Source organism: Thioclava kandeliae (genome assembly GCF_040297545.1).
GTDB classification, from domain to species: Bacteria; Pseudomonadota; Alphaproteobacteria; order Rhodobacterales; family Rhodobacteraceae; genus Thioclava; species Thioclava kandeliae.
In genome coordinates, this window is record NZ_JAYWLC010000008.1 from 85,591 (window position 1) to 111,720 (window position 26,130).

Here is a 26,130-nt window from a genome sequence, read left to right on the forward strand (position 1 = left end):
AGGCAAGGGCGCTGTTATGGCAAAACCATCCTCTGGGCGGCATTCGAACGAGCTGCACGACATCTTCGGTCCGGCGCGCTCCGCCTTATGGGTCGTCGGGATTTTCTCGGTGGCCATCAACCTGCTTTTGCTGACCGGACCACTCTTCATGCTGCAAGTCTATGACAGGGTGATCGGGTCGCGCTCCACCTCGACATTGCTGGTGCTGTTCCTGATCGTGGGCTTCCTGTTCACGATGATGGGGCTCCTCGATTATTTCCGCGGTCGCATTCTGTCCCGGATCGGCGCGCAACTTGTGGAACGGCTCGACAGCCGGATCATGCGCGCCACCATGGACCGCACCGCTTCGGGCGGGTTGCGCGGCACACCCGCCACCGGCGCCGCCGAACTCAGCCGGATCAACGCGCTCTTCGGCTCCTCCGCGCTTGGTGCGGTGTTCGATCTGCCGTTCACGCCGCTTTTCGTGGCGCTGCTCTTCCTCTTCCATCCCCTGATGGGATGGTTCGCGATCGCCTCTTCGCTCGTCGTCTTTACGCTCGCGGTGCTCAATCAGCGCCTGACCCATGCCGCCCATGGCGAGGCCAATCGCGCCGCAGCCGAAGCCGAAATGCGCAGCACTACCATGCGGACCGGCATCGAAACCCTGCGCGGATTGGGAATGAGCAACGAGCTTATGGCCCGCTGGCAAGACGCGCGCGCGCGTGCACTGCATCACGCCATGCAAGCCGCCGACCGCAGCGGCGGCTTTACACAAGCCACCAAAGCCTTCCGGATGTTCATACAATCGGCCATACTGGCACTGGGCGCATGGCTGGTGCTGCAAGGTATGCTGACGGCGGGCGCAATGATCGCGGGCTCCGTGCTGCTGGGCCGCGCGCTGGCGCCGGTCGAACAGACGGTGGGTCAGTGGTCGGCCATCCAGAATGCGTGGATGGCGCGAAAATCCCTGACAAAACTGCTCGAGGAGACCCCCGAGAAACCGGCACCCATGGCGCTGCCGCGCCCTGCCGTGGCCTTGAGCGTGAGCGAGATCCTCGTCGCGCCGCCGGGCACCCGCACCCCCACCCTGCACCAGCTGAGCTTCGAGGCCAGTGCGGGCGATGCGATTGCAGTGATCGGTGTGTCTGCCTCCGGAAAATCGACATTGGCGCGGGCGCTTGTCGGGCTCTGGCCTCCACTTCATGGCGAGATCCGGCTTGGCGGGGCAACACTCGGACAGTTCGACCGCGAGGGTCTCGGACGGCTTCTTGGTTACCTGCCTCAGGAAGTGATGCTGTTTGCGGGCACTGTGTCGGAGAATATCGCGCGGTTTACCGAAGGGGCGAATCCGGAAGACGTGGTCCGTGCGGCGCAGACGGCTGCCGCCCATGAGCTGATCCTGTCCCTGCCCCAAGGCTATGACACGCAACTGAGCGATGGCGCCCCCGAACTCTCGGGCGGTCAGCGCCAGCGTATCGGGCTGGCGCGTGCGCTCTTTGGCGATCCGATCCTTCTGGTGCTCGACGAGCCCAATTCCAGCCTTGATGACGCGGGCACCAAGGCGCTCAACCAGTCCATCGCCATGGCCCGCAAACTGGGACAGATCACGCTGGTCATGTCGCACCGCCCCTCGGCACTGGCGCATTGCAACAAGGTGATGCTGCTCGACAAGGGCCAGATCCGCGCCTTCGGCCCACGCGACGAGGTTCTGCGGACACATGTGAAGAATGCGGGCAATTTCACCCGCCCCCGTGCCGTAGGAGAGAATTGAGATGAGCCGCTATTCCACCCGCATGCCTGTCATCGCCGGTCTGACGGTGCTCGCCCTCGGCTGTGGCGGCTTCATGGCCTGGGCGGTTGCGACCGAGATCGATGGGGCCGTGGTTACACAGGGTCGCGTCGAGGTCGAGGCACGGCGCCAGACCCTGCAACATCCCGATGGCGGCCTCGTGTCCGAAATCCTGGTGCGCGACGGCCAGACGGTCGAGGCCAATGCGCCGCTTTTGCGTCTGGATGAGGCCGAATTGCTGGCCCAACGCAGCCTGCTTCAGGCCAACCTCACCGAAACGCTCGCCCGCATCAACCGGTTGCAGGCGGAGGTCGCCGATTTCGCCCAGATCAGCTTCGATCCGGTTCTCCTAGAGGAGGCCGCACGCGATCCGCAGACCGACCGGCTGTTGCGCTCGGAGATCGCGCTCTTCGAATCGCGGCGCGACACACAGGCCCGCACCCTTGAACAACTCGTCGAGCGCAAGAAACAGACCCAGGCCCTCATCGGTGGCTATCAGCGGCAGGTGCAGGCGGGCGAGCGTCAGCTGAATCTGATCCGGCAGGAACTGGCCGATCAGGCGAGCCTGCTCGATCGGGGGCTGACGCAGGCCAGCCGTGTCTCGGCGCTCTACCGGCAGGAGGCGGAATTGCAGGGCAATATCGGTCAGCTAGAGGCCTCGATTGCCGAAGCCCGCAGCTCTATTGCAGGGTTCGAGATCGAGGGATTGCGCACGCAAGCCTCGCGTCGCGAGGAAAGTCAGGATGCGCTGCGCGCCGAACAGCCGCGCGAACTGGAGATCCGGGAACAACTGGGCGTGGTCGAGACCCGGCTGAGCCGTCTCGTTCTACGCGCGCCGATGTCGGGTCGCGTTCTGGGGCTGAAAATACATACCGTCGGGGGCGTCATCACCCCCGGCCAAGAAGTCGTTTCCATCGTGCCACAAGACGTGCCACTGATCTTTACCGTGCGTATCGATCCGGTCCAGATCGACCGCATTCATGCCGGGCAGCTGGCGATGGTCCGCTTCCCCAATTTCAACAGTCGCACCACGCCAAGCTTTGCCGCGACGCTGCGCACGGTCTCGCCCGATACGATCACCGATCCGGCCACGCAGGCGACTTATTATACGGCCGAACTGGAACTGACGGAGGAGGCGCAAACGGAGTTAGGGGATCTGCCTTTGCAACCCGGCATGCCGCTCGAGGCCTTTATCCGCACCGGCGCGCGCTCGCCCGCATCGGTTCTGGTAAAGCCCCTCGCCGATTATATGGCCTATGCTCTGCGCGAGGACTGAAATATAGAAGTCCGGGCCTTACAGCCCGGACTTCCGGTCGGCCGAGGACCGACTTAATTCGCCGCTTTGGTCTCTTCCAGAGCCCCCGCAGCCGCTTTCGCAATCGGGATATCCAGATTGCCATCAGGCGTGCTGACCCCAACGCCACCAACCACGACACCATCGACTTTGATGGGTGAGCCACCCGGCATCGGTGCCAGATCCGGCACGGCCAGAAGGTTGGTCACGCCGTCCTTATTGAGCATATTCATGAACGTATCGGTATCGGTCTGGAACATCGATGCCGTATGGGCTTTGACCAGCGCGGAAGAATTGCAGTTGGTATAGGCGCCCTGCTCACGTTCGAAATAGATCAACGAGCCCTCGGCATTGGAGATTGCGATGCAGCCTTTGACATCGCGATCTTCCATGCCTTTCTTGGCCGCGGCCACGATTTTCGCAACATCTGCGTCTTCGAGAACCGGCTGCATGGTGACCGCGCCTGCCTGAGTGGCAGCGGCGGCGGCAAAGGCCAGGCTGAGTGCGAACATCTTCATAATCAAAATCCTACTTCTTGTCACGGGCAGACCCGTGGGGAGGTTTGACCGTCACAGGCAGCTGTCTGTAACGGTCGTGAACGCCGCGCGCAAAACCATGCGCACGGCAGGATGCCGTTGGAGGCGGACACCGGACTTTGCGGTCAGGCCGTTTTACGGCTGCGTTTGACCGCCCAGAAAATCAGCGCGATGATCACCAGTGCCCCAATGACAAAGCCGATAATCGCCAGAGCCGCCGCATTCTTCAGCAGGAAGGGCAACGGTGCACCGGCACGGATCGATGCAACCTTGGAACCCGTCAGGCCCGCATCGCCACGGCCGAACTGCGCCGTAACAAAGTTGCTGACCGCGGCGATCTGGTCGTTATCGAGACCCGTATGGATCACCTGCGTTTCGGGCGCGAAGGCGGGCATGACGGCATTGCCATCAGCACTCTCGCGGTGGATCCCGTCAACAATCGCCATCACGAGGTTATCGGGCGTCTCGGCACCGACGGCGGTGTTATGGGTCAGCGAGGAGAAATGCCCGTCATCGCTGCCTTCGCCATTGATGCCGTGGCAGGCCGCGCAGTTCACGTTATACAGAAGCGGACCATCGGTGGTGCTGGTATCGGTGTAATCCTTGGTATCGGACGCCCCCTCACCCGGCTCGTATTGCGTCCAGTCAACCGGCGAGACCTTGCCATAGGAATAGGCGGGCTGCGCCGTTTTCGAGGTCGCAATCGCGGGGATCGTTTTCAGATAGGCCGCGATTGCATGGGTATCCTCATCGGTCAGATGCTGGAAGCTATGCTCCACCGCATCCGCCATCGGGCCACCGGCCTGCGCCTTGCCTTCGACATGACCGGTTTTCAGATAGGTCGCGATCTCGTCCTCGGACCAGCCACCGATACCGCTATTCTCGTCGGGCGTGATATTGGAGGCCATCCAGCCATCGACCACGGCGCCCGAAAGGAACTTGTCGCTCTCTTCGGCCATCATCGAGTTGCGCGGCGTGTGGCAGGTCGAGCAATGCGCCAGACCATCCACCAGATATTTCCCGCGGTTCTGCTGGTCATTCAGCTTCGGATCGGGGGTGAAGGGTTTGCCATTGGCATAAAGCAGATCCCATGCCGCCATCTCGCCCGGCAGGTTGAAGGGGAAATCCAGCTCCGTCTTGCGGACAGGATCGGCGTCCACCGGCTTCACAGCCTGTTGGAAATAGGCATAAAGCGCCTTCATGTCGTCATCGGTGATATTCGAATAGGACGTGTAGGGCATCGCCGGATAAAGCCTACGACCATCGGCGCTGACCCCCTCACGCAAGGCACGCGCGAACTGTTCCTCGGTCCAGTTGCCGATACCGTTGGTCTTGGAGGGCGTGATATTGGAGGAGATGATCGTCCCCATCGGCATTTTGAAGACATAGCCACCGGCCATGGCCTCACCGCCTTTGGTGGTGTGGCAGGCCGTGCAGTCGCCAGCCTTCGCCAGATATTCGCCCCGTGCCACCAGATCGTCCTGCGCAAGCGCGGGAGCGGCAAAAGCCCCGAGCAGCAGCGCTCCTGCAAGGCCGGCTTTCAAGCGAGCATGCAACATCTCAGACCTCCTTCGCGATGATATCGGCCGAACGGATGCCAAGGGCCACCGCGGTCAGCGTCGGGTTGACAACGCCTGCAGCCGGAATGATCCCGACGGAGGCAATAAAGAGGTTCTCGTGATCGTGGCTGCGGCCCTCATGGTTGACGACCGAGTTTTTCGCATCATCCCCCATGATCATCGTGCCCATCAGGTGGTCGTGGTTCTCGAAGCCGTTGATACGCAGGATTTCTCCGCCCATCTTGTTATTGATGTCGTGATACATCTCGCGCGCCTTCACGGCCCCCGCTTTCACATAATCATCAACGTCGAAATGGATCTTGATCCCCGGCAGGCCGATGCTGTCTTTCCAGTTCGGGTTCGGTTGGATGCGGTTGGCCGGATCGGGCAGCATCTCGAAGAAGGAATAGACATACATATAGCGCGAGGACTGATCCATGATGCGCTCGTCCAGTTCCTTGCCCATCAGGCCCGCCTTGATGGCGGCATCGGCCAGACCGATCTGCGGGTTGCCATTGGCGAGCGCCGATTTATTGGCCGAATGCTCGGACCGGAAATCGCCATCGCGCCAGTTCATGATGGTGGCCTGCTGCACCGGACCACGGCCGGACCACATGGTATCCTTGGCAAGGAATTCCATCGAGATCCCGATATGGTCCATCAGGTTACGACCCACCATATCGGAAGAGTTGCCGATATCGTTCATCATCATCAGCTTGGCGGTCTCGAAACTATGGGCGGCCAGCACGAAGGCCTTTGCGGTCAGGCGGTGCTCCTCACCCTCGGGGGTCAGGTAGCGCACGGCGGTGACCTTGCCGCCCTCGCCGGTCTCGATCTTGTGGACCACCGCTTCGGTGATCAGTTTCGCGCCCTTCCTGGTGGCGCGGTCGGCATGGATCGAGCCGTTATAAAGCGTGCCGATCGGGCAGACCTGATCGCAGTTATTATTGCCCTGACAGGCCGGACGGCCATCCCAGGGCTTATGGATCCGCACGGTCGGCTCGTGGCAGGTCTTGTAGCCAGCCTCCACCAGACGGTCGTTCAGGACCTGCGCGTTATAGGAATATTTCTCGTTATCGATCGGATAGGGCTTGGAACGCGGCGGGAAGGCCTCGCCTGCATGGTTACCCGACTGATCCTCGGTATCCGAGCCCGCAATCCCCAGCTGGTATTCGGCGCGGGTGTAATAGGGTTCGAGATCGTCATAGCTGATCGGCCAGTCGCGGCCCTTGCCATAAAGCGAGTTCAGCTTGAAATCATTGGGAACATAGCGCCATGTCGCGCCGCCCCAGTGCCAAGTGGTGCCGCCCACCAGCTTGAGCATACCGGGCATCATGTTGAAACTGCCCGAGTTTTCCAGATAACCCGGCTGGTAGCTCGTCGGCGCCCAAGGGTTGTTCGGATAGGGGTCGTTATGGTCGTAATGACGCCCCGAATTGCGGAAATTCATGAGGATCTTCCAGCGCGGCACCGACGGGCCCGCCTCGAGGATGATCACCGATTTGCCTTGATCGACGAGCTCGTTGGCGACGTTGGAACCAACCGCCCCCGAGCCGACCACGATCACATCTGCATCGTATTCTTGAGCCAAAATGGGAATTCCTTATTAGATTTGAAGACGTGGGTGAGCGGTGGCTCAGTTGGTCTTCGGAAGCTCGACCCAATAATCCGTGCCCCAGCGCGAATAGCTCGGGATCGGCGTGTAATCATGGGTCAGCTGGAATGTGAGGGCCTCGGTAAAAGTCACGAATTTCACGTCATCCACGGCGCTCTGCCCCTTGGGCGTGCCGACATAGCCGAGATAGAGCGCCGAGATCATGTCCTGTGCGGTCTGGCGGATGCTGCCCTCGAAACCGGGCATATCTTTCAACGCTTCGATATCGGTCGCACCGCTTTGCGCCACGAATTCCTGCAACGCGTCCATATTCGCGGGGAAGTCGGGGTTGTTCTCGGTGAGGGCGGCCTGCGCGCGCATGGCAAGTGCGGCATTTACGTCCTTGCCGGTCAGCAGGCTGGCCAGATTGGCGACATCGGTCTGCGCGGGTGCGGTCTTTGCAAAGGCGCGGCTGGCAACGGGGGTCACAGCCAAAAGCGCTGCGGTCGTACCAAGAAACTTGCGCCGAGACATCACGCCAGCAGTCTGGCGCGTCGCGGCGCCTCCCGCTTTGATGAAATAATCCATGACTAGGGCTCCAAAAATGTTGCGTGGGACGAATCCCTTCGGATCGAGCGGCGGAATACCGCCGTATACCGAGCCGATTATGCGCGACACTTAGCCTGCGAATATAAATCCGCAATACATCTAAGCATGGCTATTATAACCGAGTTAATTACTCGAAATTACTGATGTATCACAAGTTCGGCAACGATTTGAGCAAAGCTGCTACCGCTTCGTGATCATCAAAATCGGGAATACATCTTTGGCGTGTATATCGCATCAGGATGATGCTTTCGCCTCAGCAGCATATACGCCATCTGATGCGCCTCTCGAGAGTCGAAATCACAATGATTTCACTGGAAAGTCAGTGGGCGAGATCCAGCGACAGCCGCACAAGCGCCAGCTCGACCGTCTCGGTCCCGCCGCTGGTGCAGCCGCTTTGCCAGAACTGCGCTCCGGCGGCATAGAGTCCCGGAGCCAGACCGCCCGTCAGGCATTGGCTGACCACACGGATGGGCATGCCTCGCGCCGTGGCATCGGCCACGGCCTGAACCAGATCCGCGCGCTCGGGGAAGGTCCCCGCACCATAGATCCGCAAGACAACCGCGTCGAAACATCCCAGCTGCGCCGCAAGCGCCTTTGCCGATAGACCGGGGGCGAGCGTGAGAACGCCGATATCCACATCCTCGCGGAACCGCTTACCCTGATCGCCCACGCGCGCGGCCGCCTGCGGGACCGAAATGAAAGCTTGGGGCGCATGGCTGTCAGTCTTTGTCACGCCTGCGCCCGCAAGGATGGCGCCATTCACCGCCACCGTCACGCCAGCGGCGCCGGTGACCAGATGCCCCATCGCGACCCGCAGGCTGTCCTCGGCATCCGCTTTCTGACCCAGAGGCTGCATCGCGGCGCAGAGCACGACCGAGCGCTCGGGCGCGATCACCTGCGAGAGCGCCGCCGCCGTATAGCCCAGCGTATCGGTGCCATGGGTAATCAGCACCGGCCCGTCATGGGCCTCGACCAGATCGGCCAGCCGGTTCCAGTCGGAGGGCATGATATTGGCGCTGTCGATCAGCGGGTCGAAGGTCACCACATCCAGCGTCACGCCTTCGGGCAGGATCGCGCGCAGATAGGTCTCGACCACCCCCTCACCCGGCACGAGCCCCTGCTCTGAGGGCACCATACCGATCGTGCCGCCGGTGTCGATCAGACGCAGGTTAGTCATGTGGGTCTCCGTTCGCGTGGCCTCCGGTGCATCTGGCAAATGGACCGGCTTTTGACAACCATGTTTAACGTCGCACCAGCCCGTATCGGTGCATCTGGCGGTGGATCGTGGAGCGGTTCACCCCGAGCCTGCTGGCCGCCTCGGAGATATTACCCCCCGTCTGGCGCAAGATATGGGCCAGCAAGGCGGCGTGGCTTTCCTCCGCCGGAGCGGCTTCGGGGAGGGGCAGCGCCAGATCGGCACAGTCAAGACACAGCCTCTGCTCCAGCCCGCGCCGCGACAGATCCACCGTTGTCTGGCGGGCAAAATCGCGCAGTTCCGACATATTGCCCGACCATGGCTGCTGCGTGACCCATCGTGCAGCATCGGGAGCCAGCGTGACGGGCTGGCGCATTGCCTCGGAGAGCGCCATTTCCGCCAACCAGACCAGATCGCGCCGGTCCCTCACCGCAGGGAGCGCCAATGTATTCTGGTGCAAGTAAAAATATAGATCGCGGCGCAACAGCCCCTTGGCGAAGGCCTCCTCTGCGGGCATCCCAAGCGAGGCGAAAATCCGCATCCGTGCCTTGCGGGGCCTCACCGCCCCGACCGGACGCCATTGCCCCTCCGCCACCAGCGATACCAGCCGCGCCTGCGCTTTGGGCGGCAATTCCTCCAGCCGGTCGAGATAGAGCGCGCCCCCTTGCGCCTCCTCGATCAGCCCTGGCTCAAAACCCTGCCGCGTCTCGCGCCCGAAAATCGCGGGCTCCTCCTCGGCCAGAAACTCGCCACAGCGCAGAGGAATGAATTTCGCCACCTGTCCCGCCTCGCAGATCGCCCGCGCCAGATGGCGTTTGCCCGCCCCCTGCGGCCCCGTTAGCAGGACAGGCCCCTGCGCGAAGGCCAGCTCGCTGGCCCGCGCGATCACGCGGGTCATCGCCGGATCGTCGCGCACAAGGGCTCTGAGCGATTGCGGCATGGGCCGCGCGGGGCGGGAATGTCGGGCAGGCTCGCGGCGCGGCTCGATCGCATGGGCAAAGAGGCGGTGGCCGTCGCGGGTTTCGACGATCCGCTCGCGGGCGGGGGTGTGGCGGGTCAGCTCCTCGATCCGCGTGGGGTCCAGATGCAGGATCTCCGAGATCGGACGTCCCAGCAGCAGATCCGGCCTGCGCCAGTCCTGCCCGAGAGCCTGCGCGATCATCCGCGCCGCGCCATGCGTCATGCCGGTCACACGGCCTGCCGCATCCAGACGCAGCGCCGCCTCGGGATCGGTATCCAGAAACTCGGCGCTGGTGCCCAGCCGCAAGACCCAATCGCGGCGGCTCTCTGCCATGATATTGGCCATCTCTATCCGCCGCGCCGTCTGTTTGACCAGATTGAGCGCCAGCGACTGGCTGACCCGCGCCCGCGGTGAGGACAGCAGCGAGATGTCGAGCACCGCGCTCAGCCGCCCCGAGAGATCATGGATCGGCGCAGCCGTGCAGCTGAGACCGGTATGGGTGCTATCGAAATGGTCGCTCTGATGCACGATGATCGGCTCGCCGCCCATGATACAGGCCCCGAGCGCACAGGTCCCCGCCCGTGCCTCGGACCATTCGGCGCCCAGATAGAGCCCCGATTGCTGCAGGTCCGCGCGGCGGTTCTCCTGCCCCAGAAACTCGACCGTGACACCGGCCGCATCGGCCAGAAGCAGAACATAGTCCTGACCCGCCACCAGCTTGTAGAGATCTTCGATCCCCGAGCGCGCGATGGAGATCAGATCGCCCGAGCGCTCGCGATGCTGGCGCAGCACACGGTTTGGCACGATATAGGCCTCGGAGCGGCGGGCGGGGTCGAGCTTGTGCTCGCTCAGGCAGCGGCGCCAGCTGGCGGCAATCGCCGGATCGCGTCCGATGGCGGCCCCGTGCGAGACGGCCTCGATTTCGCGGATATGCTCCCTGATCCTGTGCATACGTCCCCCATCCCCCTGCCGCGCCCTGTGGCAGAGCAAAGCCTAGTCCACATCTGCCTATCAGGGAACGGGGTCGTCTGCATGGCGCAGCATTTGTGCGGCAATGCAGCGTAACTGTTGCGCAGAGATGCAACAGCTGCCGCGGGGCCTGCAACAGGTTGCCGCAATAACCCCCTGAAAAGACAGCTTAACATAAGCTGAGCTATTTTGTCGCAGCCAGTGGCGCATCATGGGAGACGTAAAAGTTAAGGAGAAGCGTCAATGAAAGCGCTACGGTTTCACGCGGCCAAAGACCTGCGTGTAGAGAATATCGAAGAGATCGCCAAACCCGGCCCCGGCCAAGTGGCGGTGAAGAATCGTTTCGCCGGTATCTGCGGCACCGACCTGCATGAATATGTGGCAGGGCCGATTTTCGTGCCCTCCGAGCCCCATCCCTTCACCAAGGCGGTCCTGCCGCAGGTTCTGGGCCACGAATTCGGCGGCACCGTCACGGCTGTGGGCGAAGGCGTGACCCATGTGAAAGTGGGCGACCGGATCTCGTGCCAGCCGCTGGTCATGCCGCGCTCGGGCGATTACTTCTCGGATCGCGGGCTGTTCCACCTGTCCGAAGATCTGGCGCTTGTCGGCCTGAGCTGGAATGGCGGCGGCTTTGCCGAAGGCTGCGTGATCAACGACTATAATGCGGTCAAGATCCCCGACAGCATGTCGGATGAGGAAGCAGCCCTTGTGGAACCCACCGCCGTGGCCGTCTATGCCGCAGAGCGTGGCGAGATCACTGCAGGCGATAGCGTGCTGATTACCGGCGCAGGCCCGATCGGGATGCTGGCGCTTCTGGCCGCCAAAGCTTACGGCGCAACCAAGGTTTTCCTGTCGGATGTCAACGAGACGCGCCTGAAAATGGCCCGCGATATCCTGCCCGAGGTGATCACGCTGAACCCGATGAAGGATGATGTCGTGGCCCGCATCCGCGAGGCGACCGAGGGTGGCGTGGGCTGCGACAAGGTGATTGAGGCCTCTGGTAACGAGGCCGCTCTCAACACCGGCCTGCAGGCGGTGCGCAAGCAAGGCACCATCGTTCAGGTGGGGCTCCATACCAAGGACAGCAAGCTGCATTGGCATGACGTGACCTTCAAGGATGTCGATGTGCGCGGCGCATGGGCCTATCCCACCTATTACTGGCCCAAGGTCATCGACCTGATCGCCACCGGCGCGGTCCCTGCGGCCAAGATTGTCACCAAGAAGATCAAGCTCGACGATGCGGTCAAGGAAGGCTTTGACGCGCTGCTTGATCCGGCGGGCAACCACCTCAAGATCCTGATCGATCTGGAGGCATAAAATCCCGCATCGGCGCGCATCAGGGGTTTGAGGAGGCCCCGCGCGCCGATGCTTCACCAGAGCCAAGGGAGGAGAAACCTATGCTCGATACGTCCCAACACGGCGCTTTGCAGGCGCTCGTGACCGATCTCGAACGCGCGATGATTGCCTGCGATGCGCAGGCGGTGGCCGATCTGTTTCTGGAAGACAGCTATTGGCGCGATCTGGCGGCCTTCACATGGAACCTGAAGACGCTTGAGGGGCGTCCGGCAATTGCCGATATGGCGGCCGCACAGCTACCGGTGATCCGCGCACAGGCGCTACATCTGGACCCGTCGGAGGCGGTGACAGAGGCCGATGGCGTGACCGAAGGCTGGCTCCGGCTCGAGACCTCGCTGGGGCACGGCGTGGGGTATATCCGGATGAAAGAGGGCAAGATCTGGACCCTGCTGACGACACTTCATGAGCTGACAGGCCATGAGGAGCCGCGCAAACTGCGCCGTCCGATGGGGGCCGAGCACGGCCATGACCCGAACCGCCTCTCGTGGAAGGAACAGCGCGAGCAGGAGGCAGCAAGCCTTGGCATCGAGACCCAGCCCTATGTGCTGATTATCGGCGGCGGTCAGGGTGGCATCGCCTTGGGTGCGCGGCTGCGGCAGCTGGATGTGCCGACCATCGTGGTGGATGCGCATGAGCGGCCCGGTGACCAATGGCGGCAGCGCTATAAATCGCTCTGCCTGCATGATCCGGTCTGGTATGACCACCTGCCATATATCCCCTTCCCCGATAACTGGCCGGTCTTTGCGCCCAAAGACAAGATCGGGGACTGGCTCGAGATGTATACCCGCGTGATGGAGCTGAATTACTGGTCCTCCACCCGCGCGACATCGGCGCAATATGACGCGGCCAAGGGCGAATGGACCGTGGTGCTCGACCGCGCGGGCGAAGAGATCACCCTGCACCCCAAGCAATTGGTGATGGCCACCGGCATGTCGGGCAAGGCGAATGTCCCGCAGATCAAGGGGCAGGATGTCTTCAAGGGCGAGCAGCAACATTCCAGCCAGCATCCCGGCCCCGATGCCTATCGCGGCAAAAAGGTGGTGGTGATCGGGGCGAATAACTCGGCCCATGATATCTGCGCCGCCCTTTGGGAGAATGGGGCGGATGTGACGATGGTGCAGCGGTCCTCGACCCATATCGTCAAATCCGACAGCCTGCGCGAGGTCTGTCTGGGCGCGCTCTATTCCGAAGAGGCGGTGGCAAACGGCATCACCACCGATAAGGCCGATATGATTTTTGCCTCATTGCCCTACAAGATCATGCATGAGTGGCATGTCCCGCAATATGCCGAGATCAAGGCCCGCGATGCAGACTTCTATTCAGCACTGGAAAAGGCGGGATTCATGCTCGATTTCGGCGATGATGAGTCGGGTCTGTTCATGAAATATCTGCGCCGTGGCTCGGGCTACTATATCGATGTGGGCGCTTGTGATCTGGTGATCGATGGCTCGATAAAGCTGCAATCGGGCAAGGGGATCAGCCATCTGACCGAAACTTCCGTGGTGCTCGATGATGGCACGGACCTCCCCGCCGATCTGGTGGTCTATGCGACGGGTTACGGCTCGATGAACGGTTGGGCCGCCGATCTCATCTCCCAGGAAGTCGCCGACAAGGTCGGTAAATGCTGGGGCCTGGGCTCCGACACCACCAAAGACCCCGGTCCATGGGAGGGCGAGCAGCGCAATATGTGGAAACCCACCATGCAGGACGGCCTATGGTTCCACGGCGGTAACCTGCACCAGTCACGCCATTATTCGCGCTATCTGGCGCTGCAGCTGAAGGCACGTCATGCGGGGATCGACACGCCCGTTTACGGCCTCGCGCCGCCCCATCACCTGAGCTGACAAAAGGGGCGCTACGCGCCCCTTAAATCCCTTCGGTGAGGAAGATCTCGGCGCGGCAAGCGCCTGCGCGGGCCTCTCGGGCCGCGCGATATTCAGGCGAGGTGTAACAGGCTTTGGCTGTGGCCAGATCGGCAAATTCGATCACCACATGGCGCTCCCAGTCGGGGCCCTCCATCGCCTCGGTCACGCCGCCACGCGCCAGAAACACCGCGCCGTATTTCTGGAAGGCCGCAGGTGCCAGCGCCTGATAGCCGCTATAGGCGTCGGGGTCGGTCACCGTCACCCGCGCGATCCAGTAGGCTTTGGGCATGTCAGCTCTCCTCGCGTTTCAGAAGCGTTTCGGCAATCGCGGAGGCGTCTTTCAGATGCGCCTCGACCGCCAGACGGGCGGCCTGCGCATCATGGGCGGCAATCGCCTCGCAGATCGCGCGCATATGGCCCGGGCCGGACACATCCCGGTCGGCACTGGTCAGCGTCATGATCCGGAGCCGCGAAATCCGGCTGTTCAACCGGCTCACGATTTCCCAAGCGATAGTGTGGCCCGCGCCCTCGAAGATCACCTCGTAGAACCTCGTTGTGGCCTTGAAGAGCGCCGAGCTTTCATGTTGCAGCGCCGCCGATTCCAGCTCGTTCAGGGCCTTGCGCAGGCGGCGCTCCTGCGCGGGCGTCATATTACGCGCGCAGGCCTCCGCCGCATCACTTTCCAGCTTGCGCCGGATCTCGTAAATCTGGCGGGCATCGGCCCAAGTCATCCGTGCGACAATCGGCCCGCGATTAGGCACATGCTCCACCAGCCCCTCGGCATCGAGATAGCGCAGGCTCTCGCGCACGACCGTGCGACTGACGCCCAGCTGTTCGCACAGAACCCGCTCGATCAGCCGCTCGCCGGGCTTGAACACGTCATTGATGATCGCATCACGCAGGCGGTCAAGCACCACCTCGCGCAGGGTGATCGGCTGCTGGTCGATCTTATTGAGGCCAAGAGTTGTCATGGCATTTTCCTATCAGATCCGCCCTCATACGACAAGCTTGATTGTAGGATTGTATTACGGTATTCCATGAGTCCATAATACTAAAAAATAGATCCAACCGGGAGCGTTCAATGCCTGCTGAGATTCGCAAGACATTGCTGCATATCGAAGACACGCTGATCGAAGGTGGCAAGGTGGCCGAGACCCCTTTGCGCATGATCGCGGCCATCGCCGTTATCCGTAACCCTTGGGCGGGAAAGGGCTTTGTTGAAGACCTCAGTCCCGAGATCCTTGATTGCGCACCGGGCCTTGGCGCGCTGCTGACCAAGATGATCCTTGATGCCGCAGGGGGCGGCGACAAGGTCGAGGGTTATGGCAAATCGGCGATTGTGGGTCTCAATGGCGAGGTCGAACATGCCTCGGCCCTTATCCATACCCTGCGCTTTGGCAACCATTACCGCGAAGCGGTCGGTGCCAAATCCTATCTGGCCTTCTGCAACACCCGCGGTCCGGCCAATGCCCCCCTTTATATCCCGCTGATGGACAAGAATGATGGCGGCCGTCGCAGTCATTATCTGACCATGCAGCTATCGGTGGCCGATGCCCCCGCCGCAGATGAAATTGTCATCGCGCTCGGGGCCTCGATCGGTGGGCGCCCGCATCACCGCATCGGTGACCGCTATCAGGATCTGAAGGAGATGGGTGGCGATGTCGACAACCCTGCATCTGTCTGAGCGTCTGGGAACGCTCGGGGGGATTGACGCAGGCAAGGGCGCGCCACTGGTGCTGATCCATGGGGTGGGGATGAACTCCGCCGCATGGGGGCCGCAGATCGAGGCGCTCTCGGACCGCTATCGGGTAATCGCCCTCGATATGCCCGGTCATGGGCAAAGCTCCCCCCTGCCCGACACCGCTCGCCTGCCCGATTATGTCGGATGGCTGCATCAGGTGCTCGAGGCGCTCGATCTGGGGCCGGTCAGTCTGGCAGGCCATTCGATGGGGGCGCTGGTGGCCGGCGGCATGGCGGTCGAGCATCCCGATCAGGTCACTCGCGTGGCGCTGCTGAACGGAGTGTTCCGCCGCGATCCCGCCGCCCGCGAGGCGGTCAAGGCCCGTGCGGCCCTCATCGCGCAGGGCGTGTTCGATCTGACCACACCGCTCACGCGCTGGTTTGCAGAGACCCCCGAGGAGCAATCCGCACGCGAAAAAGTGGCGGGTTGGTTGAAGGCGGTGGACCCGAATGGCTATGCCACCGCCTATCGGGCCTTTGCCGAAGGGGACGCCACCTATGCTGACAGGTTTGCCCAGATCACCTGCCCGCTTCTGGCACTGACAGGATCGGGTGACCCCAACTCGACCCCCGCAATGGCCGAAGCTATGGCACGAGCCGCTCCTCGCGGCCGCACGCTCATAATCGAAGACCAGCGCCACATGGTGAATCTGACGGCCCCCGCGCGGGTGAATGCCGCGCTGGAGGAATGGCTTGCGATACCGGCGCTTGCACCGGTTACGGGAGGAGGTGCCCCATGACCCAGCTCGATCCACGCGCGCTCCGCGATGCGTTCGGGTCATTCCTGACCGGTGTGACCGTGGTCACCACCCATGACGAGACTGGCAAGCCCTTGGGCTTTACAGCAAATTCCTTTACTTCCGTTTCCCTTGATCCGCCGCTTCTTCTTGTCTGCCTCGCCAATGGCTCGCGCAATTACCGCGCCTTTACCGAGAGCCGCGGCTTTGCGGTGAATATCCTCTCCGAAGACCAGAAAGACATCTCCAATACCTTCGCGCGGCCCTCAGAGGACCGCTTCCGCGACCTGCATTGGTGGCCGGGTCCCAATGGCGCACCGGTGATCGGTGATGTCTCGGCATGGTTCGACTGCGTTCCCCACCAGATCGTCGAGGCGGGTGACCATGTGATCCTGATCGGGCGCGTGGAGGCGTTCGGCACCAGCCCTACCGCAGGTCTGGGCTATGCACGCGGGGCCTATCTGCGCCCCGCAACCGAGGCCCGTGCGCTTGACCGAATCGATTCAGGCGTGGAGGTCAGGGTCTCGGCCCTGATCCGCCACGAGGACCGCGTCCTTCTGGTGAGCGACCGCAACGGGGGCCTTGTCCTGCCCGAAACCAAGGTCGGGCGTGACGGGGTCTCGGCCGCACTCGACCGGCTGCTGGAGGCCACGGGGCTCGATGCCCGCAAGGGGTTTCTCTATGCCGTCTATGAGGATACGCGCCGCAACTGCCAGCATATTACCTTTCACTGTGATGCCGCAGGTGGGGTGCCGCAAACCGGCGCTTTCACCGAACTCGTCCCGTCGACATTGATGGATCTTGCCGATCCAGCCACCTGCCAGATGCTGAAGCGTTTCATGGAGGAAACGCGCATCGGCAGCTTCGGGGTTTATTACGGAACGCAGACCAGCGGCGAGGTCCGCACGGTCTCTGCCGGGAGCTAACGGTATGAAATTCTCGCTTTTCGCGCATATGGAGCGCATCTCTTCCGAAGATAATCAAAAACAGCTTTACGACGAATTCATCGAATTGTGTAAGATCGCCGATGAAGGCGGCATGCATGCCGTCTGGACGGGCGAGCATCACGGGATGAATTTTACCATCGCGCCCAATCCGCTTCTCAGCCTCGTGGATGTCGCGCGTCACACCAAACATGTGCGCCTTGGCACCGGCACCGTGATCGCGCCCTTCTGGCATCCGATCCGGCTGGCGGGCGAGGCGGCGATGGCCGACATCATCACCGACGGGCGCCTTGATCTCGGCATTGCCCGCGGCGCCTATACGTTCGAATATGACCGGATGATGCCGGGGCTCGACGCATGGGGCGCGGGCCAGCGCCTGCGCGAGCTGGTCCCTGCGGTAAAGGCGCTCTGGAAGGGGGATTACGCCCATGAAGGCGAATTCTACCAGTTCCCCAAAACCACTTCGGCACCGCTACCGCTGCAAGAGAACGGCCCGCCGATCTGGGTCGCCGCCCGCGACCCCAACAGCCATGAATTTGCCGTGGCCAATGGCTGCAACGTGCAGGTCGCGCCGCTGTGGAAGGGCGAGCCAGAGGTGCAGCATCTGATCGACACGTTCAACGATGCCTGCGCCAGACACCCCGAAATCCCGCGCCCCAAGATCATGCTTCTGATGCATAGCTATGTGGCCGAGGACGCGGCGGATGCCAAGGAAGCGGCCCGCGAGTTCAACCGCTTCTACAACTATTTCGGCGCGTGGTTCATGAACAAGCGCGAGATCACCCAAGGTCTGATAGCTCCTCTCTCGGACGAGGAGATCGCGGCCCATCCGTTCTACACCCCCGAGGCCATGCAGCGCGATCTGGTGATCGGCACGCCCGAGGAATTCATCGCCCGCCTCCGCACCTATGAGGCGCAGGGCTATGACGAATATTCCTTCTGGATCGACTCGAGCCAGAGTTTCGAGCGCAAAAAGGCCTCGCTTTTGCGCTTCATCAACGAGGTGATGCCCGCCTTCAAGAAGGAGGATGCCGATGCAGAGCTTTCAGCAGTATATTGACGGCACTTTTGACGCTGGATCGGCGCAGTTCGAAAGCCTCGACCCCGCAACGGGCGCGCCCTGGGCACTGATGCCCGAGGCGAAATCCGCCGATGTGGACCGCGCGGTGGAGGCCGCCCATCGTGCCTTCCTCTCCCCCGAATGGGCGGGAATGACCGCGAGCGCACGGGGCAAACTGCTCTACCGGCTGGCCGACCTGATTGCCGAGAACGCGCAGGCGCTGGCCGAGATCGAGACCCGCGACACCGGCAAGATCATCCGCGAGACCCGCGCCCAGATCGCCTATGTGGCCGAGTATTACCGCTATTATGCGGGGCTTGCCGATAAAATCGAGGGGGCGCATCTGCCCATCGACAAGCCCGATATGGAGGTCTGGCTCCGGCGCGAGCCGATTGGCGTGGTGGCCGCCATCGTGCCGTGGAACTCGCAGCTGTTTCTTTCGGCGGTCAAGATCGGGCCGGCACTGGCGGCGGGCTGCACGGTCGTGCTCAAAGCGTCAGAGGACGGCCCCGCGCCGATGCTGGAATTCGCCAAGATCTTCGATCAGGCGGGCTTCCCCAAAGGGGTACTCAACATCGTCACGGGCTTCGGGGCGGAGTGTGGCGCGGTGCTGACCCGCCATCCCAAAGTGGCGCATGTGGCCTTTACCGGCGGGCCGGAGACCGCGCGCCAGATCATCCGCAATTCGGCCGAGAACCTCGCCTCGACCTCGCTGGAACTGGGGGGCAAATCGCCCTTCATCGTCTTTGACGATGCCGATCTGGACAGCGCGGCCAATGCGCAGGTCTCGGGGATCTTTGCCGCCACCGGCCAGAGCTGTGTGGCGGGCTCGCGGCTACTGGTCCAGAACGGGGTGAAGGACGCATTTCTGGCAAGGCTGAAGGCCAAGGCCGAAGCCTGCATCATCGGCCCGCCCGATGATATGGGCACCGAGATCGGCCCCCTTTGCACCGCCCGCCAGCGCGCGCATGCGCAGGAGCTGATCGCCCGCTCGCTGGATCAGGGGGCGACGCTGGTCACGGGCGGCACAGTGCCGGACCGTGCGGGCTACTATTTCCCGCCCACCATCCTCGATTGCACCCATGCCCGCGAGGCCGATTGCATCACGCAGGAATTCTTCGGGCCCGTGCTGTCGGTCGTGGGGTTCGACACCGAGGACGAGGCCATCGCTCTGGCCAATGACACGGCCTTCGGTCTGGCCTCGGGGGTATTCACCCAAAACCTCACCCGCGCGCACCGGATGATCCGCGCGATCCGCGCAGGCATCGTCTGGGTGAACACCTATCGCGCGGTCAGCCCGATGGCGCCTTTCGGCGGGCACGGGATGTCGGGGCATGGGCGCGAGGGCGGGCTGGCCGCCGCACTCGATTACACCACCGTCAAAACGGTCTGGCTGCGCACCAGCGACGATCCCATTCCCGATCCATTCGTGATGCGGTAAGGACAACTGCCCATTCGGGTGGCGCGGGAGTAATTCTGCGCCACCAGCCCGAAAAACCTGAGCCTGCCTATGGCTAAGCCACTTTTCCAGTGGCATGGTCTGCACGTGTAATCCGTGCATGAGGCCCGCCATGACTTCCCGCCAGACGCTTTCCCATTGGGGCACCTATGATATTGTCGAAGGCCCCAAAGGGGTGCGGCTGAAGAGCAATGCGCTCGATCCCGATCCGAACCCGATCGGGCTGCACCAGCTTTCGCCCGAGGTGGCACGCACACGGGTCTTGCGGCCCGCCATCCGCAAGAGCTGGCTCGAACAGGGTCCGGGTGCGCGCCCCGATCTGCGCGGACGCGAAGCTTTTGTCGAGGTCAGCTGGGACAAGGCCGCCGAACTGGCAGGTGCCGAGCTGGACCGCATCCGCCAGGCCTATGGAAACAAAGCGATTTTTGGCGGCTCCTACGGCTGGGCTTCGGCGGGGCGCTTCCATCACGCGCAATCGCAGGTTCACCGTTTCCTCAACACGATCGGCGGCTATGTCGCCCATCGCGACAGCTATTCCCTCGCCGCCGCACGGGTGGTTCTGCCGCATGCAGTGGCACCGATGGCTTGGCTGATGAACAACCACAACACATGGGACGATCTGGCCGCGCATTGCGATCTCTTCCTGACCCTTGGCGGGGTGCCGCTGAAAAACGCACAGATCTCGCAGGCGGGTGTCGCGCGTCACCGCGTGCGCGAGGGGCTGCGCCAGATGGCGGGTGCCGGGGTCGAATGTATCAATGTCTCGCCGCTGCGCGACAATATGGAGACCGGCGCACCCGTAGAGTGGCTGCCAATCCGGCCCGGAAGTGACACCGCCTTCCTTCTGGCACTGGCCCATGAGATCCGCGCGATGGGCGCGCATGACCGCGCCTTCCTTGACCGCTATTGCACCGGTTGGGAAAAATTCGAGCCCTATCTGACGGGGGCCGGAGACGGTCAGCCCAAAGATGCCGACTGGGCCGCCCCCCTGTGCGGGATCGAGGCCCCCACGATCCGCGCCCTTGCGCGCAAGATGACCGGCAAGCGGGTGATGATCAATATCGCATGGGCGCTGCAACGGGCCGAACATGGCGAGCAGCCTTTCTGGATGGTCGTTACACTGGCCGCGATGCTGGGTCAGATCGGACTGCCCGGTGGCGGCTTCGGCGTGGGCTATGGCGCCGAGAACCTGATGGGTAGCCCGCATGCCGAGCTTCGCGGGGCCTCGCTGCCGCAGGGGATCAATCCGGTGAAGGAGTTCATCCCCGTAGCGCGGATCGCGGATATGCTTCTCACTCCGGGCGCGCCTTTCACCTATGATGGCGAAACCTATAGCTACCCCGATATCCGGCTGGTCTACTGGGCCGGCGGCAACCCCTATCACCACCATCAGGACCTCAACCGGCTGGAGCGGGCCTGGCAGAAGCCCGATACGATCATCGTGCATGAGCAGGCATGGACCGCCACCGCGCGGCGCGCCGATATCGTGCTACCGGTCTCGATGGCGCATGAGCGCGAGGATCTGGGCTATGCCACGATGGAGGGGGTGGTGATGCATACCCATAAGGCGGCCGAGCCCCCCGGACTGGCCGAGAGCGATTATGCCATCTTCACCCGCATCGCCCGGGTGATGGGCGTTGAGGAGAAATTCACCGAGAACCGCAGCGAGGCCGAATGGATCGAGAGCCTCTATGCCCGCATGCGCAAGATGTGGGCGCGCGAGGGGGTCGACCTGCCCGATTATGCCGCCTTCCGCGAGGCCGGCGTGATCGATCTGCAGCCCCATGATCCGCCCGAGCAACGCGTGATGCTGAGTGCCTTCCGCGCAGATCCCGAAGGCGCACCGCTCGAGACGCCCTCGGGCCGGATCGAGATCTTCAGCGAGGCAATCCATGCGATGGGGCTCCCAGATTGTTTCGGCCATCCCACCTGGATGCCGCCCGGAGAATGGGCGGGAGAGGCCGCCCCCGACCAGTTCCACCTGATCTCGGACCAGCCCGCCCGCAAGCTCCACAGCCAGCTCGATGCCTCGCCCCATAGTCTGGCAGGCAAGATCCACGGGCGCGAGCCCGCCCATCTCAACGACCGCGACGCCGCGCGTCTGGGTCTGGCCTATGGCGATCTGGTCGAGATCCATAATGCGCGCGGGCGCTGTCTGGCCTCTGCGGTGCCCGATGCGGGTGTGGCGCCCAATGTGCTAAGGCTCTCGACGGGCGCTTGGTTCGACCCCTGTCCCGAGACGGGGCTCGAGCGCCATGGCAACCCCAATGTGCTGACACAGGACCGCCCCGCCTCCCAGCTCTCGCAGGGATGTGCGGCCCATAGCTGTCTGGTGCGCATCGTGAAAGCCACACAGGCCTCAGCGCCCGCCCCCTTCACGCCGCCCGAGCTGGCATAGGCCGTTCAATCGCCCAAGGTCAGCAGCGCCTTGCGGAAGCCGGGTTCGCTCAGCACCACCTCGCCCGCGCCCAGATCACGGGCGTGGGCCAAGGCGACAGAGACCAGATCCTGCGCACGGGCCACCGCTTGCCGCAGGGTCATTCCGCGCCCGAGGCAGGCCACGATCAGCCCCGCGAAAAGATCGCCGGTCCCGGGCAGAGCAATCGGCAGATGGGTGACAGGATGGCGGCTGGGCACGCCCTCGCCCAAGATGATGCTCTCGATCTTGCCCGCAGGCGTATCGTTCAACGCACATCCCGTCACCACGAGCCGCGCCCCGGGCGCCAGACGCAGATCGGCCCTCGCGTCCTCCAGACCGGCCAGCGTGTCGATCTTGCGCCCCGTCAGCCATCCCAGCTCGAAAGGGTTGGGCGTGGCCAGATCGGCCATCGGCAAAAGACGCTCGCGCATCACATCGGCAATGGTTTCGGGCACATAGAGACCCGGCCCCTGATCGCCCATCACCGGATCGCACAGATAGATCAGATCGGGGTTCTGCGCCTTGGCATCAGCGATAAAATCAGCGGTTTGCTGGGCCACCTCGAGCGAGCCGATATAGCCCGTCACGATGTAATCGGCCCGCCGTGGCAGATCGCGTTCCTGCGCCCCTAGGAGAAGATCGGCAAAGAAACCGGGCGGCAGCGCCTGGCCCCGGAGCGTCGGATAATCAGGGGTATTGGAGAAGATCACCGTCGGGATCACCGCCACCTCCAGCCCCGCTGCCTGCATCGGGAAAGCAGCCGCCGAATTTCCGACATGGCCGAAGACGACCTGACTCTGGATCGAGATCACGAAGGGCGGTCGGGTCATGGCGGGCTCCGGCGATGGGTGACGATCATAGGCGATACGCCCCGATCGGGGGCGGGTCAATATTTCGGGCCGCCAATTCGGGCATCCGGTTCCGGCATCCAGTTCCCGGCAGCAGTTCTGGCCCCCTCGTCCGGCCAAACCGCGCATAGGAAAAAAGGGCCGATCCGGAGATCGGCCCAGTCTGGGGGAGAGGCAGTCTAAAAGAGACAGGTTATGCCCAAAGGATATCGGTCCCGCCTCATTCGGCGGGGCTGGCAATCGGGCGATCCTTGCCCTGCGCCTTGGCGATCACCAGTCCGAGCGCGATCAGGAGCGCGGGATAGGCTAGCCCCTCGCCCCCGCGCCCGATAAAGAGCGCGGCGACCAGCGCCAGACACAGGAGCGACAGCGCACGGTAGAGCGCCTTGCGTTCGAGCCGGAGAAGACTTGCCGCGGCACCGGTATAGAGCAGGAGGAAATTCTGCCCCGCCGCCGCCAGAAGCTGCGCCATATCGAGGAGACCGCTGCCCACCAGCGCGACCACGCCCAAAAGCACCGCCACCGTCAGCATCACCGCATTGAGCGGCACGTCATTGCGGATACGGGCGATGGGCGCAGGCAGAAGCCCGTCACGGGCTGCCGAATAGACCATGCGCGAGACCGCCCAGACCGCCGCCGAGAGATTGGCGAAGATCAGCAGGACCGCCAGCGCCGAGATTGCGACGCTCCCGCCGATCCCGAAGGACTGGCCGAAGATCTGCGCGAAGGGCGCAGGCCCCGCCCCCAGCACACCGGCCTTGGCCACGACCTGCGAGAGCACGAGATAGAGCACGACGGCCACCGCGAAAGACAGCGCCATGGCCCGCGGCAGATCGCGCTTGGGATTGCGGAACTCGCCGCCCAGATTGGCGCTGACCTCCCAGCCGGTAAAGGCGAAGAAGACCATCATGAAGGCCATGCCCATATGGCTCAGGCTCGGCACCTCCTGCAGGGGCACGGTTACCGGAGCAGGCGCAGGCGCAGGCGCGACCGCGAGATAGCCCACGATTGCCAGCCCGAGGATAAACACCAGCACCAGCGAGGCGATAAAGGTATTGACCCGTCCGGCGGTTTCCGCCGAGAGGAAATTCACGCCCAGTGCGGCCAGCAGGATGATGGCGGCATAGAGCGCCGCGGGCCCGCCGAATGTGGCCGCTACATAATGCCCGCCGGTCAGTGCGATGGCCGGCAGCCCCACCGAGACAGCACCCAGAAACAGCAGCGTCGCGCAGATGCGCCCCTGCCGCCCGAACGCATGGCCCATGATCGCCGCGATCCCGCCCGCATCGGGATAGCGTCTGCCGAGAATGCCGAAGACCCACAGGAGTGGGGCTGCGGCCACGGCACAGGCGATCCAGATCAGCGTGGCGCTCGCGCCCACTTCCTGCAGCGCCAGACCCGGCAGCGTCAGCAGACCGGCGCCGAGGACGATATTGAGCATCATCGCCGTGCCACGGGTGACGCCAAGGGATTTTTTCAGCTCAGCCATTATCCGCTCCAAACTGGGACAGATCGACCGCCTGGAAGGCGATGAGATAGCGCACGCCATCTTCCATCGCGATGGAGCCGTGGCGCACGCCTGCGGGCAGCGAGATCACCGAGCCCGGCCCGCAGATCTGATCGCCGCCCTCCCAGTAGAATTTCGCATGCCCCTCCAGCACCACCAGGGTCTCGTCATTGTCATGCACATGCCAGGCATGCTCCTTGCCGGGCTGGTCCTGCTGCACCTCGATACAGCCCTGAAGCGGCATGAGCTCTTCAACGATCGACCAGTAATCGGCCTTGGTGACGGAGATCTGGCGCACGCTCGGGGATTTGGGGCTCAGGTTCAGGTCTTTCATGGGATCATCCTTCCTTGACGAGTTTGAGAGGCGGCTTGCCCAGCTGGTGGTAGGGGCAGGCGGGGGTCTCGTTGGTGTCGTCGATAAAATACTGCTGGTATTCGCGATTGGCGGGATCGCCGTAATGGCCGAGCGTCGGCGAGGGGGCGAGCATGTCATATTCGGACAGAAGCTCGCGCACACGGTCCAGCGAACGGGTGATGCTGGGGGCCTTGCTATCGGTGATGCCGTTGAACACCCAACGCGGCTGGAAGGTGATCATGAAGCTGCTCGAGCGGCGGCTCTGGCGCAGCACATGGGCGGGGGTATTGCACACGACAAAGATCGGCTCCCCGCCAAAGGAGAATTCCCATGTCGGATCGTCGAGATTGCGCGAGACACCTTCGGGCTGCGGGCTGTCATCAAGGGCCACCAGACCGTCGAGCAGATCCCAGAACTGGTCGCGATAGGCTTCGAGCGTGTCGACCGGCGTGGGGCGCGCGAAGATCACCAGCGAGGTCATTGCCCCGATCCCGCGGGCCTGCGCCAGATAGTTGCGCAGGATCGGCGCCAGCGTCTCGGGGGTCAACGGCTCGGGGAAGGCAAAGCGCAGCCGGTCCGTCTTGAACCCCGCCACGCCGAAGACACAGGGGAAGGGGCGGCTTTTGCTGGTGAGTGCCGCATCGAATTCGGAAAACACGACCCGCTGCCAATCCTGGCCGCCATACCTTCCGGCCACATCGTTCCGCGTGAGGACTAAATCCATGAATCATGATCCTTGACTGAGTGTTTAAGTGAGTTTGGCCGCGCTGACGTCGCGCCGCATACAGTGCAAAATGCAATTCTCTCTTCGATTCGGAGAAAAATCCCCTATCCTTGTCAGGAATTAAGGAATCGCCATGCAATTGAGCCCGACCGATAATCTGATCCTGGAACTCTTGCGCGAAAACAGTCGTCGCTCGCTGACCGAGATTGCGGATATCATCGGGCTGTCGCGGCCTACGGTGAAGTATCATGTCGACAAGCTGATCGAGACGAAAGTGATCAGCCGCTTCACCATCGAGATGGACCAGACCCATGCGGCCTCGGTCACCACAACGCGCGCGATGTTCGATCTGCGGCTCAAGCGCAATACCTGCTCGGTGGTCTATGCTTCGATCCAACGCTGGAGCGAAGTGGTATCATGCTGGTCGCTGACCGGCGATATCGACATGCGTATCCTGCTGGAGGCGGCCAATCTCGATGTGCTCGAGGAGCTGCGCGACCGGCTTTCGCGCCATCCGGAGGTGATCGATGTGACCACCTCCATCGTGCTGAAATCGTGGCGCGAGAAGGCCTAACGACCAATCGGGCCGCCATCTCAGGCCCCTCTGCCAGACCGCCGCCCCTCCCCCTTT

23 protein-coding genes are annotated in these 26,130 nt (G+C 62.9%); 11 read left to right on the forward strand and 12 right to left on the reverse strand.

Annotation, left to right across the window (positions count from 1 at the left end):
* Nucleotides 1-16: 16 nt before the first annotated feature.
* Together VSX56_RS11600 and VSX56_RS11605 are read left to right on the forward strand one after the other, a co-directional pair.
* Entirely contained in the window at nt 17-1,750 is a 1,734-nt protein-coding gene (locus VSX56_RS11600) for a type I secretion system permease/ATPase (RefSeq protein ID WP_350937241.1), read from the forward strand.
* Between the two features lies 1 nt (nt 1,751).
* On the forward strand, nt 1,752-3,044 hold the full coding sequence (locus VSX56_RS11605) for an HlyD family type I secretion periplasmic adaptor subunit (protein ID WP_339115460.1): 1,293 nt from the start codon (nt 1,752-1,754) through the stop codon (nt 3,042-3,044).
* Nucleotides 3,045-3,097: 53 nt separating this feature from the next.
* Here the strand turns inward: VSX56_RS11605 and VSX56_RS11610 are convergent, their stop codons facing one another.
* The 6 genes from VSX56_RS11610 to VSX56_RS11635 all read right to left on the reverse strand — a co-directional run bounded on the left by VSX56_RS11610 (nt 3,098) and on the right by VSX56_RS11635 (nt 10,467).
* Nucleotides 3,098-3,580 carry a GlcG/HbpS family heme-binding protein gene (locus VSX56_RS11610; RefSeq protein ID WP_339115459.1) on the reverse strand — a complete coding sequence of 161 codons (483 nt, stop codon included), beginning with the start codon at nt 3,578-3,580 and terminating at the stop codon, nt 3,098-3,100.
* Nucleotides 3,581-3,723: 143 nt separating this feature from the next.
* Nucleotides 3,724-5,157 carry a c-type cytochrome gene (locus VSX56_RS11615; protein WP_350937244.1) on the reverse strand — a complete coding sequence of 478 codons (1,434 nt, stop codon included), beginning with the start codon at nt 5,155-5,157 and terminating at the stop codon, nt 3,724-3,726.
* A gap of 1 nt (nt 5,158) precedes the next feature.
* The gene (locus VSX56_RS11620) at nt 5,159-6,748 is read right to left on the reverse strand and encodes a GMC family oxidoreductase (protein ID WP_350937246.1); all 1,590 of its coding nucleotides are present in this window, start codon (nt 6,746-6,748) and stop codon (nt 5,159-5,161) included.
* Nucleotides 6,749-6,793: 45 nt separating this feature from the next.
* Nucleotides 6,794-7,339: a sugar dehydrogenase complex small subunit gene (locus tag VSX56_RS11625; RefSeq protein WP_350937248.1), complete on the reverse strand. Its 546-nt coding sequence runs from the start codon at nt 7,337-7,339 to the stop codon at nt 6,794-6,796.
* A 340-nt stretch (nt 7,340-7,679) separates the two neighbouring features.
* A complete protein-coding gene (locus VSX56_RS11630) occupies nt 7,680-8,537 on the reverse strand; it encodes an asparaginase domain-containing protein (protein WP_350937250.1) in 858 nt (285 codons plus the stop codon).
* Nucleotides 8,538-8,601: 64 nt separating this feature from the next.
* Complete coding sequence (locus VSX56_RS11635) at nt 8,602-10,467, reverse strand: sigma-54-dependent Fis family transcriptional regulator (protein ID WP_350937252.1); 1,866 nt, start codon at nt 10,465-10,467, stop codon at nt 8,602-8,604.
* Nucleotides 10,468-10,728: 261 nt separating this feature from the next.
* Between VSX56_RS11635 and VSX56_RS11640 the strand changes: the two genes are divergently transcribed.
* Together VSX56_RS11640 and VSX56_RS11645 are read left to right on the forward strand one after the other, a co-directional pair.
* Nucleotides 10,729-11,802, forward strand: a complete 1,074-nt coding sequence (locus VSX56_RS11640) for a 2,3-butanediol dehydrogenase (RefSeq protein ID WP_339115453.1) — start codon at nt 10,729-10,731, stop codon at nt 11,800-11,802.
* An 80-nt stretch (nt 11,803-11,882) separates the two neighbouring features.
* On the forward strand, nt 11,883-13,685 hold the full coding sequence (locus VSX56_RS11645; protein ID WP_350937256.1) for an NAD(P)-binding domain-containing protein: 1,803 nt from the start codon (nt 11,883-11,885) through the stop codon (nt 13,683-13,685).
* A 22-nt stretch (nt 13,686-13,707) separates the two neighbouring features.
* Here the strand turns inward: VSX56_RS11645 and VSX56_RS11650 are convergent, their stop codons facing one another.
* Together VSX56_RS11650 and VSX56_RS11655 are read right to left on the reverse strand one after the other, a co-directional pair.
* A complete protein-coding gene (locus VSX56_RS11650) occupies nt 13,708-13,995 on the reverse strand; it encodes a DUF1330 domain-containing protein (protein WP_349294971.1) in 288 nt (95 codons plus the stop codon).
* Between the two features lies 1 nt (nt 13,996).
* Nucleotides 13,997-14,677, reverse strand: a complete 681-nt coding sequence (locus tag VSX56_RS11655) for a GntR family transcriptional regulator (protein WP_350937258.1) — start codon at nt 14,675-14,677, stop codon at nt 13,997-13,999.
* A 110-nt stretch (nt 14,678-14,787) separates the two neighbouring features.
* On the opposite strand from VSX56_RS11655, the gene VSX56_RS11660 reads away from it, so the two are divergent.
* The 6 genes from VSX56_RS11660 (at nt 14,788) to VSX56_RS11685 (ending at nt 22,044) form a co-directional block, all read left to right on the forward strand.
* On the forward strand, nt 14,788-15,390 hold the full coding sequence (locus VSX56_RS11660) for an amino acid synthesis family protein (protein WP_350937260.1): 603 nt from the start codon (nt 14,788-14,790) through the stop codon (nt 15,388-15,390).
* Entirely contained in the window at nt 15,365-16,186 is an 822-nt protein-coding gene (locus VSX56_RS11665; RefSeq protein WP_350937262.1) for an alpha/beta fold hydrolase, read from the forward strand. The genes VSX56_RS11660 and VSX56_RS11665 overlap by 26 nt, the downstream gene beginning before the upstream one ends.
* Entirely contained in the window at nt 16,183-17,109 is a 927-nt protein-coding gene (locus VSX56_RS11670) for a flavin reductase (RefSeq protein ID WP_350937265.1), read from the forward strand. The genes VSX56_RS11665 and VSX56_RS11670 overlap by 4 nt, the downstream gene beginning before the upstream one ends.
* A 4-nt stretch (nt 17,110-17,113) precedes the next feature.
* On the forward strand, nt 17,114-18,187 hold the full coding sequence (locus VSX56_RS11675) for an LLM class flavin-dependent oxidoreductase (protein ID WP_350937267.1): 1,074 nt from the start codon (nt 17,114-17,116) through the stop codon (nt 18,185-18,187).
* A complete protein-coding gene (locus VSX56_RS11680) occupies nt 18,162-19,628 on the forward strand; it encodes an aldehyde dehydrogenase (RefSeq protein ID WP_350937269.1) in 1,467 nt (488 codons plus the stop codon). The genes VSX56_RS11675 and VSX56_RS11680 overlap by 26 nt, the downstream gene beginning before the upstream one ends.
* A 130-nt stretch (nt 19,629-19,758) precedes the next feature.
* Nucleotides 19,759-22,044, forward strand: a complete 2,286-nt coding sequence (locus VSX56_RS11685) for a molybdopterin-dependent oxidoreductase (protein WP_350937271.1) — start codon at nt 19,759-19,761, stop codon at nt 22,042-22,044.
* A gap of 5 nt (nt 22,045-22,049) precedes the next feature.
* On the opposite strand, the gene pdxY is transcribed toward VSX56_RS11685, so the two are convergent.
* The 4 genes from pdxY to VSX56_RS11705 form a co-directional block, all read right to left on the reverse strand.
* A complete protein-coding gene (gene pdxY / locus VSX56_RS11690; RefSeq protein ID WP_350937273.1) occupies nt 22,050-22,895 on the reverse strand; it encodes a pyridoxal kinase in 846 nt (281 codons plus the stop codon).
* Nucleotides 22,896-23,133: 238 nt separating this feature from the next.
* Nucleotides 23,134-24,402, reverse strand: coding sequence for an APC family permease (locus VSX56_RS11695; protein ID WP_350937275.1), 1,269 nt, complete (start codon nt 24,400-24,402; stop codon nt 23,134-23,136).
* Nucleotides 24,395-24,754, reverse strand: coding sequence for a cupin domain-containing protein (locus tag VSX56_RS11700; protein ID WP_350937277.1), 360 nt, complete (start codon nt 24,752-24,754; stop codon nt 24,395-24,397). The genes VSX56_RS11695 and VSX56_RS11700 overlap by 8 nt, the downstream gene beginning before the upstream one ends.
* Before the next feature lie 4 nt (nt 24,755-24,758).
* Complete coding sequence (locus VSX56_RS11705) at nt 24,759-25,499, reverse strand: YqcI/YcgG family protein (protein ID WP_339115441.1); 741 nt, start codon at nt 25,497-25,499, stop codon at nt 24,759-24,761.
* Between the two features lie 133 nt (nt 25,500-25,632).
* On the opposite strand from VSX56_RS11705, the gene VSX56_RS11710 reads away from it, so the two are divergent.
* Nucleotides 25,633-26,073, forward strand: a complete 441-nt coding sequence (locus VSX56_RS11710) for an Lrp/AsnC family transcriptional regulator (RefSeq protein WP_339115440.1) — start codon at nt 25,633-25,635, stop codon at nt 26,071-26,073.
* Nucleotides 26,074-26,130: the final 57 nt, after the last annotated feature.

Bases quoted from the DNA above. Each gene is read 5' to 3' on its own strand.
- VSX56_RS11680 (WP_350937269.1), top strand. From the start codon at position 18,162: ATGCAGAGCTTTCAGCAGTATATTGACGGCACTTTTGACGCTGGATCG.
- VSX56_RS11605 (WP_339115460.1), top strand. From the start codon at position 1,752: ATGAGCCGCTATTCCACCCGCATGCCTGTCATCGCCGGTCTGACGGTG.
- VSX56_RS11600 (WP_350937241.1), top strand. From the start codon at position 17: ATGGCAAAACCATCCTCTGGGCGGCATTCGAACGAGCTGCACGACATC.
- VSX56_RS11625 (WP_350937248.1), bottom strand. From the start codon at position 7,339: ATGGATTATTTCATCAAAGCGGGAGGCGCCGCGACGCGCCAGACTGCT.
- VSX56_RS11710 (WP_339115440.1), top strand. From the start codon at position 25,633: ATGCAATTGAGCCCGACCGATAATCTGATCCTGGAACTCTTGCGCGAA.
- VSX56_RS11695 (WP_350937275.1), bottom strand. From the start codon at position 24,402: ATGGCTGAGCTGAAAAAATCCCTTGGCGTCACCCGTGGCACGGCGATG.
- VSX56_RS11700 (WP_350937277.1), bottom strand. From the start codon at position 24,754: ATGAAAGACCTGAACCTGAGCCCCAAATCCCCGAGCGTGCGCCAGATC.
- VSX56_RS11685 (WP_350937271.1), top strand. From the start codon at position 19,759: ATGACTTCCCGCCAGACGCTTTCCCATTGGGGCACCTATGATATTGTC.
- VSX56_RS11630 (WP_350937250.1), bottom strand. From the start codon at position 8,537: ATGACTAACCTGCGTCTGATCGACACCGGCGGCACGATCGGTATGGTG.
- pdxY (WP_350937273.1), bottom strand. From the start codon at position 22,895: ATGACCCGACCGCCCTTCGTGATCTCGATCCAGAGTCAGGTCGTCTTC.
- VSX56_RS11705 (WP_339115441.1), bottom strand. From the start codon at position 25,499: ATGGATTTAGTCCTCACGCGGAACGATGTGGCCGGAAGGTATGGCGGC.
- VSX56_RS11665 (WP_350937262.1), top strand. From the start codon at position 15,365: ATGTCGACAACCCTGCATCTGTCTGAGCGTCTGGGAACGCTCGGGGGG.
- VSX56_RS11645 (WP_350937256.1), top strand. From the start codon at position 11,883: ATGCTCGATACGTCCCAACACGGCGCTTTGCAGGCGCTCGTGACCGAT.
- VSX56_RS11615 (WP_350937244.1), bottom strand. From the start codon at position 5,157: ATGTTGCATGCTCGCTTGAAAGCCGGCCTTGCAGGAGCGCTGCTGCTC.
- VSX56_RS11610 (WP_339115459.1), bottom strand. From the start codon at position 3,580: ATGAAGATGTTCGCACTCAGCCTGGCCTTTGCCGCCGCCGCTGCCACT.
- VSX56_RS11640 (WP_339115453.1), top strand. From the start codon at position 10,729: ATGAAAGCGCTACGGTTTCACGCGGCCAAAGACCTGCGTGTAGAGAAT.
- VSX56_RS11635 (WP_350937252.1), bottom strand. From the start codon at position 10,467: ATGCACAGGATCAGGGAGCATATCCGCGAAATCGAGGCCGTCTCGCAC.
- VSX56_RS11675 (WP_350937267.1), top strand. From the start codon at position 17,114: ATGAAATTCTCGCTTTTCGCGCATATGGAGCGCATCTCTTCCGAAGAT.
- VSX56_RS11670 (WP_350937265.1), top strand. From the start codon at position 16,183: ATGACCCAGCTCGATCCACGCGCGCTCCGCGATGCGTTCGGGTCATTC.
- VSX56_RS11660 (WP_350937260.1), top strand. From the start codon at position 14,788: ATGCCTGCTGAGATTCGCAAGACATTGCTGCATATCGAAGACACGCTG.
- VSX56_RS11650 (WP_349294971.1), bottom strand. From the start codon at position 13,995: ATGCCCAAAGCCTACTGGATCGCGCGGGTGACGGTGACCGACCCCGAC.
- VSX56_RS11655 (WP_350937258.1), bottom strand. From the start codon at position 14,677: ATGACAACTCTTGGCCTCAATAAGATCGACCAGCAGCCGATCACCCTG.